The 16,075-nt window shown below is 55.3% G+C and carries 17 protein-coding genes; 13 read left to right on the top strand and 4 right to left on the bottom strand.

The features are described from left to right. The first annotated feature begins 17 nt into the window (after window positions 1-17). The 10 genes from B157_RS0113825 (at window position 18) to B157_RS39725 (ending at window position 11,256) form a co-directional block, all read left to right on the top strand. Window positions 18-770 carry an RraA family protein gene (locus tag B157_RS0113825; protein ID WP_020603909.1) on the top strand — a complete coding sequence of 251 codons (753 nt, stop codon included), beginning with the start codon at window positions 18-20 and terminating at the stop codon, window positions 768-770. A 2-nt stretch (window positions 771-772) separates the two neighbouring features. Further along, window positions 773-1,759: a mannonate dehydratase gene (locus B157_RS0113820; protein WP_020603908.1), complete on the top strand. Its 987-nt coding sequence runs from the start codon at window positions 773-775 to the stop codon at window positions 1,757-1,759. An 8-nt stretch (window positions 1,760-1,767) separates the two neighbouring features. Continuing rightward, window positions 1,768-3,270 (top strand): GH39 family glycosyl hydrolase, encoded by a 1,503-nt coding sequence (locus B157_RS0113815; protein WP_020603907.1) that lies wholly within the window; start codon window positions 1,768-1,770, stop codon window positions 3,268-3,270. A gap of 63 nt (window positions 3,271-3,333) precedes the next feature. Beyond that, a complete protein-coding gene (locus B157_RS0113810; protein WP_020603906.1) occupies window positions 3,334-6,000 on the top strand; it encodes a glycosyl hydrolase-related protein in 2,667 nt (888 codons plus the stop codon). 24 nt (window positions 6,001-6,024) lie between these two features. Next, the gene (locus tag B157_RS0113805; protein ID WP_020603905.1) at window positions 6,025-6,942 is read left to right on the top strand and encodes an ROK family protein; all 918 of its coding nucleotides are present in this window, start codon (window positions 6,025-6,027) and stop codon (window positions 6,940-6,942) included. Between the two features lie 6 nt (window positions 6,943-6,948). Beyond that, entirely contained in the window at window positions 6,949-7,893 is a 945-nt protein-coding gene (locus tag B157_RS0113800) for a DMT family transporter (RefSeq protein ID WP_020603904.1), read from the top strand. 27 nt (window positions 7,894-7,920) lie between these two features. After that, window positions 7,921-8,844, top strand: coding sequence for an SIS domain-containing protein (locus tag B157_RS0113795; RefSeq protein ID WP_020603903.1), 924 nt, complete (start codon window positions 7,921-7,923; stop codon window positions 8,842-8,844). 61 nt (window positions 8,845-8,905) lie between these two features. Next, a complete protein-coding gene (locus B157_RS0113790) occupies window positions 8,906-10,381 on the top strand; it encodes an endo-1,4-beta-xylanase (RefSeq protein ID WP_245565082.1) in 1,476 nt (491 codons plus the stop codon). 154 nt (window positions 10,382-10,535) lie between these two features. Continuing rightward, the gene (locus B157_RS39730) at window positions 10,536-10,907 is read left to right on the top strand and encodes a hypothetical protein (RefSeq protein ID WP_245565081.1); all 372 of its coding nucleotides are present in this window, start codon (window positions 10,536-10,538) and stop codon (window positions 10,905-10,907) included. A gap of 67 nt (window positions 10,908-10,974) precedes the next feature. Next, on the top strand, window positions 10,975-11,256 hold the full coding sequence (locus tag B157_RS39725; protein ID WP_245565080.1) for a hypothetical protein: 282 nt from the start codon (window positions 10,975-10,977) through the stop codon (window positions 11,254-11,256). A 21-nt stretch (window positions 11,257-11,277) separates the two neighbouring features. On the opposite strand, the gene B157_RS35345 is transcribed toward B157_RS39725, so the two are convergent. Beyond that, complete coding sequence (locus B157_RS35345; protein ID WP_020603901.1) at window positions 11,278-12,216, bottom strand: c-type cytochrome; 939 nt, start codon at window positions 12,214-12,216, stop codon at window positions 11,278-11,280. A 170-nt stretch (window positions 12,217-12,386) separates the two neighbouring features. Here B157_RS35345 and B157_RS0113775 point away from each other — a divergent pair, with 170 nt between their 5' ends. The 3 genes from B157_RS0113775 (at window position 12,387) to B157_RS0113765 (ending at window position 14,639) form a co-directional block, all read left to right on the top strand. Next, the gene (locus B157_RS0113775) at window positions 12,387-13,394 is read left to right on the top strand and encodes a helix-turn-helix domain-containing protein (RefSeq protein WP_020603900.1); all 1,008 of its coding nucleotides are present in this window, start codon (window positions 12,387-12,389) and stop codon (window positions 13,392-13,394) included. Between the two features lie 10 nt (window positions 13,395-13,404). Then, complete coding sequence (locus tag B157_RS0113770) at window positions 13,405-14,004, top strand: Crp/Fnr family transcriptional regulator (protein WP_026308687.1); 600 nt, start codon at window positions 13,405-13,407, stop codon at window positions 14,002-14,004. A gap of 86 nt (window positions 14,005-14,090) precedes the next feature. Next, on the top strand, window positions 14,091-14,639 hold the full coding sequence (locus B157_RS0113765) for an SRPBCC family protein (RefSeq protein WP_020603898.1): 549 nt from the start codon (window positions 14,091-14,093) through the stop codon (window positions 14,637-14,639). Window positions 14,640-14,986: 347 nt separating this feature from the next. Here B157_RS0113765 and B157_RS0113760 read toward each other — a convergent pair whose 3' ends face one another. The 3 genes from B157_RS0113760 to B157_RS36860 are packed head-to-tail and all read right to left on the bottom strand — an operon-like array spanning window position 14,987 to window position 15,998. Beyond that, window positions 14,987-15,286 (bottom strand): SCP2 sterol-binding domain-containing protein, encoded by a 300-nt coding sequence (locus B157_RS0113760; protein ID WP_020603897.1) that lies wholly within the window; start codon window positions 15,284-15,286, stop codon window positions 14,987-14,989. Window positions 15,287-15,323: 37 nt separating this feature from the next. Next, window positions 15,324-15,470, bottom strand: coding sequence for a hypothetical protein (locus B157_RS38280; RefSeq protein ID WP_020603896.1), 147 nt, complete (start codon window positions 15,468-15,470; stop codon window positions 15,324-15,326). 42 nt (window positions 15,471-15,512) lie between these two features. Then, a complete protein-coding gene (locus B157_RS36860; protein ID WP_020603895.1) occupies window positions 15,513-15,998 on the bottom strand; it encodes an antibiotic biosynthesis monooxygenase family protein in 486 nt (161 codons plus the stop codon). Window positions 15,999-16,075: the final 77 nt, after the last annotated feature.

Raw genomic sequence — 16,075 nt, 5'->3', positions numbered from 1 at the left:
TTTAAAAGACGATAGACATGATACACAACGGAATTGACCAGTACAAAAAAGAAGTTGGGATGATGAATCTCGAAAAGGTTATCAAAGAGCGGGAGTACATCTCGACGAAGTCGTTTCCCGTGCCGGACAACGAACTGCTGCTGCGCTTTGAGCAACTTTATACGGGTGCTGTTAACGACGTACTCCGCGAACATTGTTTGCTGAGTCAGGCCCTCCCCAATCGCATTGTGCCGTTGCGCGAGTACCGGACAGTGGCAGGTTTTGCCTTCACGATCAAGAGTGCGCCGAACGCCGTAATCACGGGCGAAATGGCCTTTCGAACCGAAATGCTGGATGCTATGCACGAAAACGCGTTTGTCATCTGGGATTCCAGTAAAGACGAAAAAGCGACGCTCTGGGGCGGGGTAATGACCGCTACGGCCAAAGGAAAAGGCATAAAAGCCGCCTGTCTGGACGGCGGTATTCGGGACACGCACCAGATTCTGGAAGCTGACTTCCCGGTTTTTTACAAGTACCGCATCTCCAACGGAAGCCTGGGCCGTTGCCTGATTACACATTACCAGACCGTGCTGCAAATTGACGACGTAACCATCCGCCCCGGCGATGTGCTGCTGGGCGACATTGACGGGGTGCTGGTCGTGCCGCGCGACATTGCCTACGCCGTGCTGGTGCGGGCTGAAGAGATTCGGGAGAACGAAAAGAAGATTTTTGGCTGGGTGCGCGATGGTGAAACGGTGCAGTCGATTACCGAAAAAGGCGGTTATTTCTGAGCATGACCTTAACCTTCCTCTTTTTCGGCAATCGGCCCGACGAGAAGTGGCAACTGGCTCGGCAGATGGGCATCAGCGAAGCCATCGTCAAACTCGCGCCCGAACTGACTGGACTGCCCGCCCCCGATAACCTCGACTCGCTCCGGCAGTCGCAGGAAATCTACGCGGCTAACGGGTTGCGGATTATTGGGCTGGAGGGCGACCAATTCGACATGAGCCGGATCAAACTCGGTTTGCCGGGCCGCGATGAAGACCTTGACCGCTATTGCCGAATGCTGGAAAACATGGGGCAGTTGGGTATCAGGCTGCTGTGCTACAACTTCATGGCAACGGGCTGGTACCGCACCTACAAAAACCTGCCCGAACGGGGCGGTGCCTTAGTCAGCGGGTTCAATTACGAAGCATCGCAGCAGGAACCCGTCTCAACATACGGTCTGTTTTCGGAAAGTCAGATTTGGGACAACTACCAGTATTTCGTGGAGCGGGTCATGCCCGTTGCCGAAGCCAATGGCATACAGATGGCCCTGCACCCCGACGACCCGCCCATCAGCCCCGTCAACGGTATTGGACGGATTCTGACCTCGGCGAATGCCATGCGCCGGGCGTTATCGCTGTCCGACAGTCCGGCGCACGGGCTGACGTTTTGCCAGGGAACGTACACCACCATGCAGGAAGACGTACCGGCGCTTATCCGTGAGTTTGGTGGGCAGCAGCGCATCTTCTTCGTCCACATCCGCGACGTAGCGGGCCACCCCGCCGACTTCCGCGAGACGTTCCACGACAACGGCCCGACCGACATGTACGCCACCATGAAAGTGTATTACGAAACCGGCCTGAACGTACCGCTCCGCTCGGACCACGTACCGACGATGGCGGGCGAAAGCAACGACCACGCGGGCTACGAAATGAAGGGCAACCTGTTCGGTGTGGGCTACATCAAAGGACTGATGGAAGCTTGCGCTGTGGAGACGAAAACTCAACACCATTAAAATTTTACATGAAACAGCTCCTTTTTCTGGTTGTACTTATAGGTATTGGCTTTCAGTCGGTTGCCCAAACCATCGACACCGGGCCAAATCGCGCTCAATCCTCGTTCAAGACCGATTTGCCGTACCTGGGCAGTGTGAAACCGCGCTCCACCAGCGAGATTCAGGGGTCGAACTGGCTCATCGGCTGCGAAACGATGGACCGCGATTATACCGATTACGATCAGTTCAAAGAATACATTGCCCCGCTGGGGATAAAACGGCTGCGGATGCAGGCGGGCTGGGATAAAACCGAACATACCAAAGGACAGTACGACTGGGCCTGGCTCGACCACATCATCGACGATGCCCACCGGCGCGGTTTTCAGCCCTGGCTTGAAACGTCGTATGGCAACCACAACTACCCCAACGGCGGAGGCTCCAACCTCGGCGCGGGCGTACCCACCTCGCCCGAAGCCTTAGCCGCCTGGGACCGCTGGGTAGAAGCCCTCGTGAAACGCTACAAAAGCAAGGTTGTTGACTGGGAAATCTGGAACGAACCCAACTTCGGCGACAACACAGGAAACACGCCCGAACGCTGCGCGGCCCTCCACATCCGCACCATCGACATCATCAAACGCATCCAACCCGAAGCGCGGGTGTCGGGCCTGGCCATGGGCCACATCGACCTCGACTATGCCGACCGTTTTTTCAAGGTGCTGGCCGACAAAAAGAAAATCAACGGGTTTGCCAATTTCACCTACCACGACTACGTCTATAACCCCGATTCGCACTACCCGAAAGTAAGGCAGTTGCGGGCTATTCTGGACAAATACGCACCGAACATCCCGCTGCGGCAGGGCGAAAACGGTTGCCCCTCGGCGCCCGGTTTTGGGCGGGGTGCGCTCGGCGATTACGACTGGAGCGAACTGACGCAGGCCAAGTGGAACACGCGCCGGATGCTCGGCGATTTGGGTCACGACATCGAAACAAGCATCCTCGGTATCATCGATATGGCCTACACGGCTGGCCCCATTCGCAAACTCAACGTGAAAGGTATTATCCAGTCAGACTCAACAAAGCGGGCCATACGCCCCAAAATGGCGTATTATGCCATGCAACACGTGACGAGCATTTTCGACAATTCGCTGGAGCGCATCAAACACGTCAGCCATTCGCACAACCCCAAAGCCGTTCCCGCCAATAAAGCCGACGTAACGTATTCGCCCAATACCGACCGGAGTTTGGCCGTGTTTGGCTACCGGAACAAAGCCACCCAAAAACAGGTGTTCACCATCTGGTCAGACGACGCAATCCCGGCGGAATCCACCACGCCCCGGCTGTTGAATTTTACGTTTACCAATGCCAACATCGACACGCCCGTTTTGGTGGATATCATTACGGGCGGGGTCTATGAAATCCCGGCGGGTCAGTGGAAAAAAACGGACGGCACCTACACGTTTACGAACATCCCGATTTACGATGCCCCTGTTTTGATTGCCGACCGGAGTTTGGTCCAGTTTGTCCGGCCCTGATTTCGGGTGAAACCGGGAAGTTTGGCTAATCAGTCCCTTTTATACAGATAACCATCTCCCTGCATGAAATACGCCCTGTTCATTCTGTGTCTCCTCGTTGGTCTATCCGTTGTAACGGCCCAACCGGATCGCCGGGGGGGCGGCTGGGCGGCACTCCGCCTTCCGACCGCCGTCAAGCGGCTGTACATCGCCAACGATGACCATACCGACTATATGTGGACGGCCAACGAAGCGACCTACGACACGGCCTTCGTGCAGATGCTCGACTACTACCTCCGGCAAATTGACTCCACCAGAAACAGCCCGCCCGATTTTCAGGCCCGCTTCAACTGCGACGGTAGCTACTGGCTACGGGCCTACCAGAAATACCGTTCTCCGGCGCAGTTCAACCGGCTGATTGCCGCCATAAAATCGGGGCATATCAGCAGCCCGCTCAATACGCTCGTGAGTACCTACGGTGCTCAGCCTACCGAGGCCGTTTTGCGGGGCATGTACTACGCCGGCAGCCTGGAACGGACGTACAAGCTGCGGTTTTCGATGGCGCAGACAATGGAAAACAATACCATTCCGCTGGGGCTGAGTTCGCTCTGGGCCGGTTCGGGGGCGAAGTACAGCTACAAAGGTATTGGCGGGTACGGCAGTCAGATGACAGAAGAATACCGCGACAACCGGCGGCATCAACTTTACCGCTATGCGGGGCTGGACGGGGCCAGCGTGTTAATGAAGTGGTATAATTACAACGAGAAGACCAAAGCTCCGTTGGGTGGCTACGCCGAATGTCGGCTGTATCCGGAGAATCGGCCCGCTACCGTGAGCCAAACCGACGAAATAACGCGGGTTATCGGTAAACTCGATGCGCTCTGCAATACACCAGCATATCCCTTTGCCATTGCCGGGGCCTTTGGGTACGGCTGGGACGACCTGTCTACCTTCCTCTCGGCCCCGTTCATCGAAGCCGCCCGAAACGGCACCAACGACAACCGAACGGTGCGGGTCTCCAACGAGGAGGATTTCTTCCAGGACGTAGCCAAAACCTATCCCAACCTGCCGGCCGAGTCGGTGAGTTACGGTAACGAGTGGGATTTGTACTGTGCGTCGATGAATGAAACTACCGCCAAAGTTCGCCGTTCGACCGAGAAACTGCGCACTGCCGAAGCTCTTTCCGCACTGGTATCGCTGAAAAATCCTTCGTTTGGCAATGACCTCACAACCGCCCGTGACCTGGCCTGGGAGTCGTTCGGGATGTACTGGGAACACAACTGGACCGCCGACGGGCCGGTGAAGCAGCCCGTGCGGGCCACCTGGCAAAACAAGATTCAGCGGCAGATTTCGGGCTATACCGATACGCTGTTTTCGCGCTCCGTCCGGGCGTTGGGCAGTCAGATTCGGAAAGCAGCGGATGCCCGGTTCTACGTCTTCAACGCCCTGAACTGGACACGTACCGATGTGGCCGATTTTGCCTGGGCTGGTACCGGCCCGGTGCGCGTCATCGACGTAGCCACCAATCAGGAAGCAGTGAGTCAGTTGATTACCAAAGCGGGGAAAACCTGCCTGCGGATTATGGCCGAAAACCTGCCGCCGGTGGGTTACAAAGTCTATGAAATCAGACCGGGAACACCGAAATCAAGACCATTGGCGGCTACCGTTACGGGCCAAACCATTCGCAATGCCCACTACCGACTCCGGCTTAGCCCGTCGGGGGCGATTACGGAATTGTACGACAGCCTGGCCAATAGCCGACAGGTCATAAAGGCCCAAAACGGGCGGTATCTGAATGATTTGGGCGCGACCAATCTCAACGACGGCAGCCCGGTAACCATTGAGAATGCCGGGCCGGTGTCGGTAACGCTGAAAGCCGTTTCGCCCAATCCGGTGCCGCATACCGTCCGGATAACGCTGTTTGCTGATAGCCGCACCGGCGAACCGGGCGGATCGCCCCGTATTGAGATTGAAGACAGTATTCAGGCCAACTTTACCGATATGAAAACGTGGGCGTTCTCATTCAACCTGACGAACCCCACCACGCACCACGAAGAGTTGGGTGCGATACTGACCGCCAAAAAAGAAACGCGGGGTGGGCATTATGCCGCCCAAAACGCCCGGCTCGACTGGCAGACGTTCAACCACTTTGCCGACCTGAGCGAGCAAAACTATGGCGTTACGCTCTCCAATCAGGATTGCAGTTTCTTTAAACTGGGCAACAGTAGCGTCGATTCGCTGTGGGAAAATTCGGCCCAGCTCAGTGCGTTGGCGGGCGGGCAGGTCGATACCAAACGCGAAGACAAAGGCGCGCTGGGTATTCGGGGGCAAAACGGCGAAACCAGCTTCGGCTACAGCTTCGCCCTGACTACGCACCGGACGGATTTCGATCCGTTAACCGCGATGAAATTTGCGCTCGAACACCAGAATCCGCTCGTAACCGGCGCAGTTAGTGGTACGCAAACGGGCTATCCCAGTCCCACATTCTCGCTGCTGAAAACCAGCGACCCGAATCTGCTGCTCTGGGCCTTGAAACGGGGCGAAGACGGCATTGAAAATGGCCTGATTGCCCGCTTCTGGAACCTGAGCAACAAGCCGGCTACCCCAACGCTAACGACAACCGTACCGATTCGGCAAGCCTGGCAAACAACGCACATCGAAACCAACGAACGGACACTGAAACCAACGAACACGTCTTTGAAACTCAATTTTCGCCCTCATCAACTCAACACGTACCGGCTTCGGTTCTAAACGGGCCAACGCTGTTTGCTACGCATGAAATCACTCGCGATTGGTATCGATATTGGCGGAACCCGCACCAAAATCGGGCTGGTAAACCTGACCACCGGGCAGGTGGAGGCCATGCGCGTTGCCCCCACCGAGACTGAGGACGGGGGGCGGTTTCTGGACGAGATTGGTCAGGCTATTCGTCAACTGAAGGGCATTGCTGCCAGCGAAGGCGTTACCATCAACGGCGTGGGCATTGGCGTTCCGGGGTTTGTCTTTACCAATGGCGTGGTGGATTCGACCTACGGATTTCTGAAATTTATGGAGGATTATCCACTGGCCGACTTTATTCAGCAACAGCACGGACTGCCCTGTCTGCTCGATAATGATGCGCGGGTGGTAGCCCTCGGCGAAGCCCTCTACGGGCAGGGGAGGGGCCATAACCGGGTACTGGTGCTGACGCTGGGTACGGGTCTGGGCATTGGCTTTGTGGTTAATAAGAAGCTGGACGGACGGTTGCCTTACGGTCATATGGGTGGGCACCTCACCATTACCACCAACGACACGGTTTGCTACTGCGGCAAAACGGGCTGTCTCGAATCGCTGGTATCATCGGGGGGCGTGCTGCTTATTGCCGACCGCCTGGGCTGGCCATCCCGCTACCCGGAGCTGCCGCGCACCGCCGAAGCGATTTTCACCCAGAAACAAACCGGTAACCCGAATGCCGGAGCGGTTGTAGCCGAATACATGCAGTACCTTAAAACCGGCATCGACAACTACGTCAACCTCTACGCACCCGACCTCATTGTGCTGGGCGGAGGGGTGGCTAAAGGCTTGCGGCATGACCTCGATAAACTGCACAATACCCATTTGTTACACGCCTATAAAGCTTACAAAACCACCCTTGTTCTCTCCGAACTGGAAGAGCAGGCGGGTATTCTGGGTAGTGCGGCCCTCTTCAGATAAACGACTATGAAAAACAAACCCGCCCGGACCGCCGGACCGCCCTGGATGCTGTACTCGGTAGCTGCTGCCTTTTTCTGGGGTTGCTGGGGTGTGGTGGCCAAGCTGATTTCTGCCGACGTTTCGCCGTTTACCAATCACCTGCTGTTCAGCGTGGGGATGTTGTTGACACTGCCGCTGGTGCTTAAGAAAGTCCGCAGAACTACTCCCAACCGCAAAGGTATCCGCTGGGGGCTGGTTGCCGGTGTGCTGGCCGTCATTGGCAACGTAGCGGTCTATCAGGCGTTCACGGCGGGCGGGCTGGCGGCTATCGTGATTCCGGTAACGAACCTGTACCCGCTCGTGACCATCGCGATAGCGTTGCTGGTTTTCAGGGAAAAACTGAACTGGATAAACGGAATCGGCATTTTGCTGGCCATTCCGGCGGTGGTGATGCTGTCGGGCGAATCGCTTTTGTTCGATAATCCGACGGCTTTCTTTCGGGGTTTTGGTGCGGGGGGCACTCAGTTGTGGCTGCTGTATTCGTTTGTCGCCCTGTTTTTCTGGGGCGTGTTCAGTGCCGCCCAGAAAGAGACCACCAATCATATTTCGGCAGAATGGTCGTATATCAGTTTCATCGGTTCGTCGGTCGCCATTGCATTGGTATTTGTGGCGTTCGGCTGGGCTGAGGTCGCCATGTCGCCCCAAACGTTGATGCTGGGGGCGCTGGCGGGCATGTTGAACGGCCTGGGTGTGCTGGCGAGTTTTGTCGCGTACAGTGTCGAAGGGAAAGCTTCCAAGGTGACGACCATTGCCGGTGCCTTGCAACCCGTTTTCACGATTGTGCTGGCCATTCTTTTTCTGAACGAGAGACTGTCGGGCCTCGAATCGCTGGGTATTGTCCTAGCCGTTATCGGCGCGTTGACCTTGTCGTATGAAAAAGAAACTGTCCTTGCCGAATCACAACCTGTGTAGAAACCAGTCTCTACAAAAAACAACAACATGGACCCTGTTTTATCCGAAATTTTAGAGATTCCCGTCCGGGCGGCTGAAGTACTCAGCTACCCCGTCGAGCCGCTGCCGCTGCACGTACCCTACCTCGGCATGGGGTCGTCGTATTTCGCGCCGTTGGCCTTCCACTACATGGGTGTACCTATTTACCCCGAACTGGCTTCAGAGTACGTGTATTACCTGGCGAAAGGCAAAAAAAGCCCACTGGCCGTCCTGTTGTCGCAATCGGGGCGTAGCAGTGAGGTGCTGTGGTGCCGGGAGCTGTTTGAGCGGTATGTGGCCGTGTCCAACGACCCTGACAGCGACCTTTGCAGGGGCCCCAACGTAGCGCAGGTACTGCCTATCCGGGCCGGGATAGAACACTATTCCTCGTCGAAAACCTATGTTAATACCCTGCTTGCCCTATTTAAAGGGTTCGGTTTTTCGCCCACGGCAACGGTGGCGCGGCTGGCCGCTGATTTTGAGCGATACCAGCAGCAGGGCGAAGAACTGGCCAATCAGGTGCTGGCCCTGCTGAAGCAGTACCCCATTCACGGCATGTACATCACGGGCAGCGGCCCCAACATCGGTACGGCCTGCGAAGCGGCCCTGATTCTGAGCGAAAGCACAAAGCTGAATTTTCACGGGTTGCCGATGGCCCAATATGACCATGGTCCCAAAGAAACGGCCCAAAACAGCATTGCCATTCAGATACTGGCCAAAGGTGCCGCTTACGACCGCAGCCGTCGCCTGTCCGAGACCGTTGCCAGGTCGGGTGCGCACGTGTTCGCGGTTGAAGCACCATCGGACATTGAGGAGCATTTTTCGGTGCTGCACACCATTGTTCCGTTCAATTTCATGGCGTATTACCTCGCTCAGGCGTTGGACGTGGGCGAAACCTTCACTGTGGGAGGGAAAGTTACCGAAGCCGGGTGAACCGGGTTCGTTACTGGTTCAGGATAGTGCCGCTTGTTTCATACTCATTTTCTCTATGTCCATGATCGTCTGTTTCCGCTACCCCCATAGCTCTTTAGTTTCCTGGCTACCCCTGTCCGGGTACCGGTTGCTGGGTGGCTGGCTGATGCTGATAATCGCGGGGCAGTTCGGTCTGGCCCAGCCTACGGGTCAGCGCATTGCCGAAGAAGCCGCAGCCGCCAGCGCCGGACGCGATTTGCTGGTGCGGGAGCGCGGTCGTATCGAGGCCGAATACCTCATCCGTGCGAACCAGGCTATCGAGAAATACCGCAAGGGCTATGCGCAGATTCGGATTGTCGATGCCAGCGGAAAACCCCTGCGGAATCTTTCAGTGACCATCAACCAGGTGTCGCAGGATTTTCTATTTGGCAATCTGGTGTTTGAACTGGGTGGGTTTGCGCCGAAAGAACCCTATAAAACGGACCTGTTCAAAGAGCGTTTCAAAGCCCTCTTCAACTTCGCCGTGCTGCCTTTTTACTGGGCCAATTATGAACGCAAACCGGGAATGCCCGACTGGAGACGCAATCAGGAAGCCCTCGACTGGTGCCGCGCCAATGGTATTACGGCCAAAGGGCATACGCTGGGCTGGACCTCACCGGCCGGTACACCGGGCTGGTTGCTGAAACTGCCGCCCGCAACCGCCGAAGCCGTTTATAAAGCCCGCATTATCAATAATGTAGCGGGCTACAAAGGGCAGATTGATATGTGGGATGTGGTAAACGAGCCGGTCAATACGGTATCCTGGGAAATGGCCCTGCTCGATACCGCCAATACCAACGACTTCCGGTACAATGTCAATAACGTATCTGTCGATCAGATTGCGCCCTGGGTAGAGCAGTCGTTCCGGTGGGCCTACGAGGGTAATCCTGCGGGTAATTACATCCTGAATGAGTATTTTACCCTGGCCATTCCGAAAGTAAGGGAGCGGTTTTATCAGTTGCTGAAGATTCTCAAAAGCCGGAATACGCCCATCAGCGGCATCGGTATCCAGGGACACGAGCCCCGCGAGATGTGGTTCTCGCCCATTGAGGTTTATAAGACATTTGACCTATACGCTGAATTTGGGCTGCCAATTCACATCACCGAACTGATTCCGCAGTCGTCGGGCAAGGCCATTACGGACTGGCGAAGCGGCACCTGGACCGAAGCCGCACAGGCCGAGTTTGCCCACCAGTTTTACACGCTGGCATTTGGGCATCCGGCCGTGCAGACGATCAACTGGTGGGGCCTGTCCGACAAAAGCATCTGGCTCAAAGGCGGGGGACTGCTCGACGAGAACTACAACCCCAAGCCGGTCTATACCACCCTGATGAAACTGATAAAAGAGGACTGGATGACCAAAAATCTTCGGGTACAGACAGGAAAAACGGGTACCATAGCTTTCCGGGGCTTCTACGGTCACTATGAGCTTGTCATTACCCGACCCGATGGTACGCAGCAAACGAAAACCGCCCACCTGCGCGAAAATGCCGATAATCACTGGACATTTACGCTCTGATGAAAATGGGAAAACAAGAAAATTCCATAAAGCCAGATAGGTTGACCCGCCGACCATTCCAATGAAACCCATCAAGTTTTATGCGCCCGAATGGGGTAATACCCTGCCTTTTGCTCAATTCTGCCAAAACGTGAACGATGCGGGCTAGGACGGGGTGGAAATGGTCCTGCCGCCCGACCCGGACGAGTATCAACAACAGATTCTTGATACCGTGCATGACCATAACCTCGAACTGATTGGTCAGTACTACCAGTGGTTTGAACGCGACCTGACCGAACACGTCCGTAACTACGAAACGTACCTGCGCCACCTGGCCGGATTTGACCCGCAGTTCATCAACTGCCAGACGGGGAAGGATTATTTCAGCTTCGAGCAGAACCGGTATCTTTTTGAGCTGGCCGTCAGGATTTCGGCGGAAACGGGCGTGCGCATCACCCACGAAACGCACCGGGGCAAGACCCTGTTTGCGGCTCATGTGGCGCAGGATTACCACACCCGCCTGCCCGACCTGGCGGATCTGTCTTGATATTTCGCACTAATGTAACGTACATGAATCGCTTCTCGCGGATCAGCCCGAAGCCGTTCAACTAGCCGTGTGTCGCGCCGACCATATTCACAGCCGGGTTGGCCACCGGGAAGGACCGCAGGTGAATGACCCGCGTGCCCCCGAATGGGCATTGACGCTGAATACGCACCTTGCCTGGTGGGATACGGTAGTCGAAACGCATCGGGCAGCGGGTACGCAACTGACCATCACGACCGAGTTTGGCCCAGCCCCGTATATGCCGTTACAGCCCTACTCGCAGGAACCCCTGGCCAGTCAGTGGGATATCAACGTATATATGCTTAACCTGCTCAAGAAACGGTATGCGTGACCTTCGGCTGATACCATCTGGCTACCGGGAAATTGGATGATGTACCGGCGGCACTGATTTAAGATATTGATAGATGGCATTGATCTCGCGGTTATTCATCAGGGGGTAGGGTAGCATGGGCGACCGGACAATTTGCCCGCTGCGTTTTTTGCCCAAGTGCATCACCTCGCGGAATTCGGCTTCGGTGTAGCGGCCAAAGCCCGTTTCCGGGTCCGAGGTCAGGTTCGCCGAGTACACGAATTTTTCATCGGTATCGTCGAACTTGCTGCCGCCCGCTAAGTAGCCTTTTGTTTTCTCTGGCTGCAACAGGTTGGCTTTTTGGACATAGGCCGAGTGGCAGGCAAAACACTGATAGCGACTATTCACCAAATACCGGCCATACAGCAGTGATTTTACCGTATCCGGCAACGGGATTGGCTGCTTCGGTTCAGGCAGGCGTTTGATGAAGAAGGTGGAAATAAACCCCGACAGGATGGAGGGCTTATGGGCTGGGCCTGTGTAGCGCGTGGTTTGCACCGAATACTCGTTCGAGCGCAGGAACGCAACGATAGCCTGCATATCGGCATCGGCCAGCAGGGGGTAGCGGGGCATGATAAAATGCGCTTTATAGCCCTTCGGATCAACACCCGTCCGCAGCAGGGTAACGAGCTGGATATCCGACCACCGCCCAATTCCCTGCACCGAATCTTTCGTGATGTTGGCCGATACAATCCGGCCCAGCGAAGCCGAAACACCGTCAATGGGTTTGCCCGTCAGCCGCCCCTCGTCGTTGCTGTGACAGTGGGCGCAGTTGGTCAGCACCAGCCGCTCGCCCTGCTGAATTAAACGCCGATCTGGTGGCGTGGTTTTTAACGGCCCCGGCGGGCGGATAGAGGCCAGATCGGCCCAGGTCAGGCCGAACAGGGTAACTGTTGCGCCCAGCAGGAGGGTCAACGTCAAGGCAGCGGTGTAGTTTTTCATCCAGTTGAGTAATCGGGTTGATTCACAGCGCGGAGCGTTAGGCACTGCCGACCCGATTGGGCCACAAAGTTCAGCCAGGGTCAGCGGTTATGGGTAAGACAAACGCGGTGTATATCGGGACAAATCGGGGTTTGGGTTGTTTATCTGGTAACTAAATCGGTCATACCGTTATGAATCAGTCTGCTATTCCAGTTCTGGACCCAACCTTGTTTGTTGAGCAGTTCGTCACCCCGGAAGCCCATGAGCAGGCCCGGCAACTACGTTCAACGAACAACCCCCAAACGTCGCCTACAAACTTTTTCACCCTGATGCGGATTGAGGATTTTGCCCGGCACATTACCTTTCCCATACCGACCAGCCGCAGTTTTCATTACGATTTTATGTTCCTGACCGCGGGTTTCGTTCAGCGTACCTACGGCCTGGACTCCTACACCATTGGTCGGGATGCCGAACCGTCGGCCTTTCGTGGTCGGGATCGCTCCGGAATGCCGGACCACGGCGGACCGGCATCACCGGCTATGTTTTCGGTTTACCGGGCGGGTGATATTATCTCGACCGATGCCTGTAGTGCCGATGCTGCGGGCTTTTACGGCCTGTTCGATGCCGACTATGTGCTGGCTATGCTTAAAAAACCCCGTGCGCTGGATGAACTGAACTTTTTGCAGCTCGATGCCAGTCCGGTACTGGCCACCGACGCGGATACCACGCAGGACTGGCTGGCGCAGTTAGTCAAGATGGAACGGGCATTGACCAGTCAGCGGCCCGATAGTCAGGCGTATGTTGGTTCGTTGCTGTATGCGTTTCTGCTGGATGTGCAGCAACAGTATGGTCAGCGGGTAGTGGCCCGGTCGCTGTCGTCGTCGGCCCAGTTTACGGCCCGCTTCCGACTGTTGCTGACGCAGCATATTTTGAGCAAACGCACCGTACATGACTATGCCGACCTGTTGTCCGTTACGCCCAACCATCTCAACAAATGCGTGAAAGAAACGACCGGCAAACCGGCCAGTGTCCTGATTGCCAATATGTTGTTACTGGAAGCGAAGGTGCTGCTCGGCCAGCCGGGTCTGACCATTTCGGAGATTGCGTTCCGGCTGAGTTTCGATGACTTGTCGTACTTTGCGCGTTTCTTCAAAAAACATACCGGCCTGAACCCAACCGATTACCGGCAGCAGACCTGAATCAACCGCGATGACACCTCGACAAACACCGGCGGCCCAACAGTTACGCCATCAAATGGAACAGTTCGTTGCCCTTACGGATGGTGATTGGGGGTTGCTGGAGCCACACCTGACGGTTTCTGTTATCAAAAAACACGAATTATTTGCTCAGGAAGGGCTTGTATCGGGCGAGGTGGGGTTTGTCATTGAGGGCATGTTTCGGCAGTTTTACACCAAAGATGGCGATGAGCGCACCACGTATTTCTACTTTGAGTATCATTTTCTGTCCGCTTACATTAGCTGCCTAACCGGCAAACCGTCGCTCGTCACTATCGAAGCCTTGAGCGACAGCACCTACATTAGTTTCCCCTACACAGTACTGCATGGCCTGTTCGAGCAACACATGGTCTGGCAGAAATTTGGGCGGCTCATTGCCGAATACCTGACTATTGGTTTGGAAGAGCGGATGGCGAGTTTATTACTGCTCAGTCCCGAAGAACGGTATCTTCATTTGCTGGAAGGCACCAAAAAGAAAATTCTGGAACGGGTACCCCAGCACTACATTGCCAATTGCCTGGGCATCACACCCGTCAGTATGAGTCGGATACGCAACCGCATTCTGCGAAAATAAGGCATTCCCAATTCGTTATCTTTTGTTATCGTTCGGGGTCAGTCGCGGATAGCAACTTTGTGTCATCAAACAAACAGAAAAACACGATGAACACAATCACCAAATCAATCGCGCTGGCTACCCTGATAGGTGTATCGGGCCTGGCCGCATCAACGTCAATCAATAACAATGGCCGACCAATCATGAACGTATACACAAACCCCAACGCACCGGTAAAGTGCACCAAGAGCATCCTCATCAACGCCCGCCCCGAACGCATATGGGCCGTACTCTCCAACATCGACGGCTGGGCAATCTGGCAGACCGACATCACCAAACCCAAGTTGAACGGCCCGGTGCAACCCGGCACTACGTTCGACTGGAAAACCGGGGGAGCAGGCATTCACTCGACCCTGCACACGGTGGAACCTAACCGGAGCTTAGGCTGGACGGGTAAAACGTTCGGGATGTATGCCATTCACAACTGGACGCTGACCGAAGTGGCGGGTGGTACGCAGGTCGCGGTCGATGAAACGATGGAAGGGCTGCTGGCCAGCCTGTTTAAGGGGTCGTTCAACAAAAATCTGGCGAGCGGGATGCAACACTGGCTGGAACTCCTCAAAACCGAATCGGAGAAGCAACCGTCTGTTCAGTAATGGGGTGATTTCCCGCGCAGGACGAGTCAGGACGGGAAAAACAGCCAACTTGTCAAATCCATATCCCGAATAAACCAGCATGTATGCTTTATTACCCCGTCTCCTCTGCGCAACTGCCAGCACTGGATAAACGGTCCTGACGGAGCAGCCAAACTGCTTGGCCAGCCGCCCTCGGTCTTGGAATCATTAGGCATTGCCAAACTGCACAAAGCGATTGAGCAGCTCACACCGTTTCTAAGGCCCAACAACATCCTGTGAGGTATCATTGGGCGTTAGAAACGGTGTGAACTGATTTCACCCCGAAAAACCGTTACGCTTTTATCAGCCGGTCGAGCTTTATGGCTTGTTTAAAATCGCCCTTCAGCCACGCCCGTTGCCATGCCCGCCATCGGATTGAGTTCGCCAAAGACGAGTTTGGCAAAATCGGTGCTGGTCAGCGTTACCCGAATGGCGGCCGTCAACTGATGGGCTTCGGGCGCACCGGCCAGCCAGCCTTTTCCGTTTCCATCCTGCGCGTCGAGGGTATAGGCCTCGCTGGTGTCCTTGAAGTGAAAGCCAAAGACGGTCTGAATCTGATCCATCATCTGGGCGTTTAGTTTGCTCTGCAAGTGCTCAATAGCCTGATTTACTGTGTGTTTCGTTTCCATGATTGATTAATTTAAACGGGTAAGTAACGACCTGTGTTTATGCTTGTGCGGTGTACACCTGGGTATAGAATCGAAAATCGGGTGTGGCAATCGCTACCGTTTCGTCAAGGTTCACGTCTTCGTCGGCCATGGCAGAAATGGCTTCAATCAGGTGATCTTCGCTGTCCCAGAGCGAGTAATTCACGGCCCGCTCCCCGTCGTGGCTTTTGTGAAAATTGGCCGACCGTTAGCCCGGTGTGCGAAATGACTGCTCCTCGTTGTTGGCAATGACCAGTTCGAGCAACCGGGCCTGTGTGGGGGGTTGAGTCGTGATTTCGTTGATGAAAATGGTGTCGGTGTTCTCCGTCGAGATGGTGGTTACACCCTCTGCACTTCGGTCGTTGGCATAGACCACATCGTAAAGCCGGGGTTTTCCGCTCTCCGGTTCAATCCGGGAGCGAGCCGCTTCCAGCAGGGATGCGGGTAGTTTTTCACGGGCCTGTTGGAGCAGGTCAGCGGTTTGCCACTGGATGTAGGTCGCCACTCGGGTACCATCGGTGGAGCGGAATACACTGACTGACACGAAGCCGGACTGTTGTTTGAGCGGTTCTGCTGCCTGCCGAACCGCGTCAACAACCGGTTGCTGCTGATCGGGATTCATATGCAGAAAATTGATCTCGGTGACGTAAGCAGCGTCTTTGTGGATTCTTATGGGCTTCGTTAACTGACTCATGATGAACTGGTTTTAAGTGAAAATTTGGTTTAACGCGCAATACAGGTAATTCACCAAGTTATTTTATCATTTGGTGA

The sequence above is a fragment of the Spirosoma spitsbergense DSM 19989 genome (assembly GCF_000374085.1).
GTDB classification, from domain to species: Bacteria; Bacteroidota; Bacteroidia; order Cytophagales; family Spirosomataceae; genus Spirosoma; species Spirosoma spitsbergense.
Note: the sequence above shows the minus strand (reverse complement) of the source record. Positions and strands in the feature narration are given on the sequence as shown.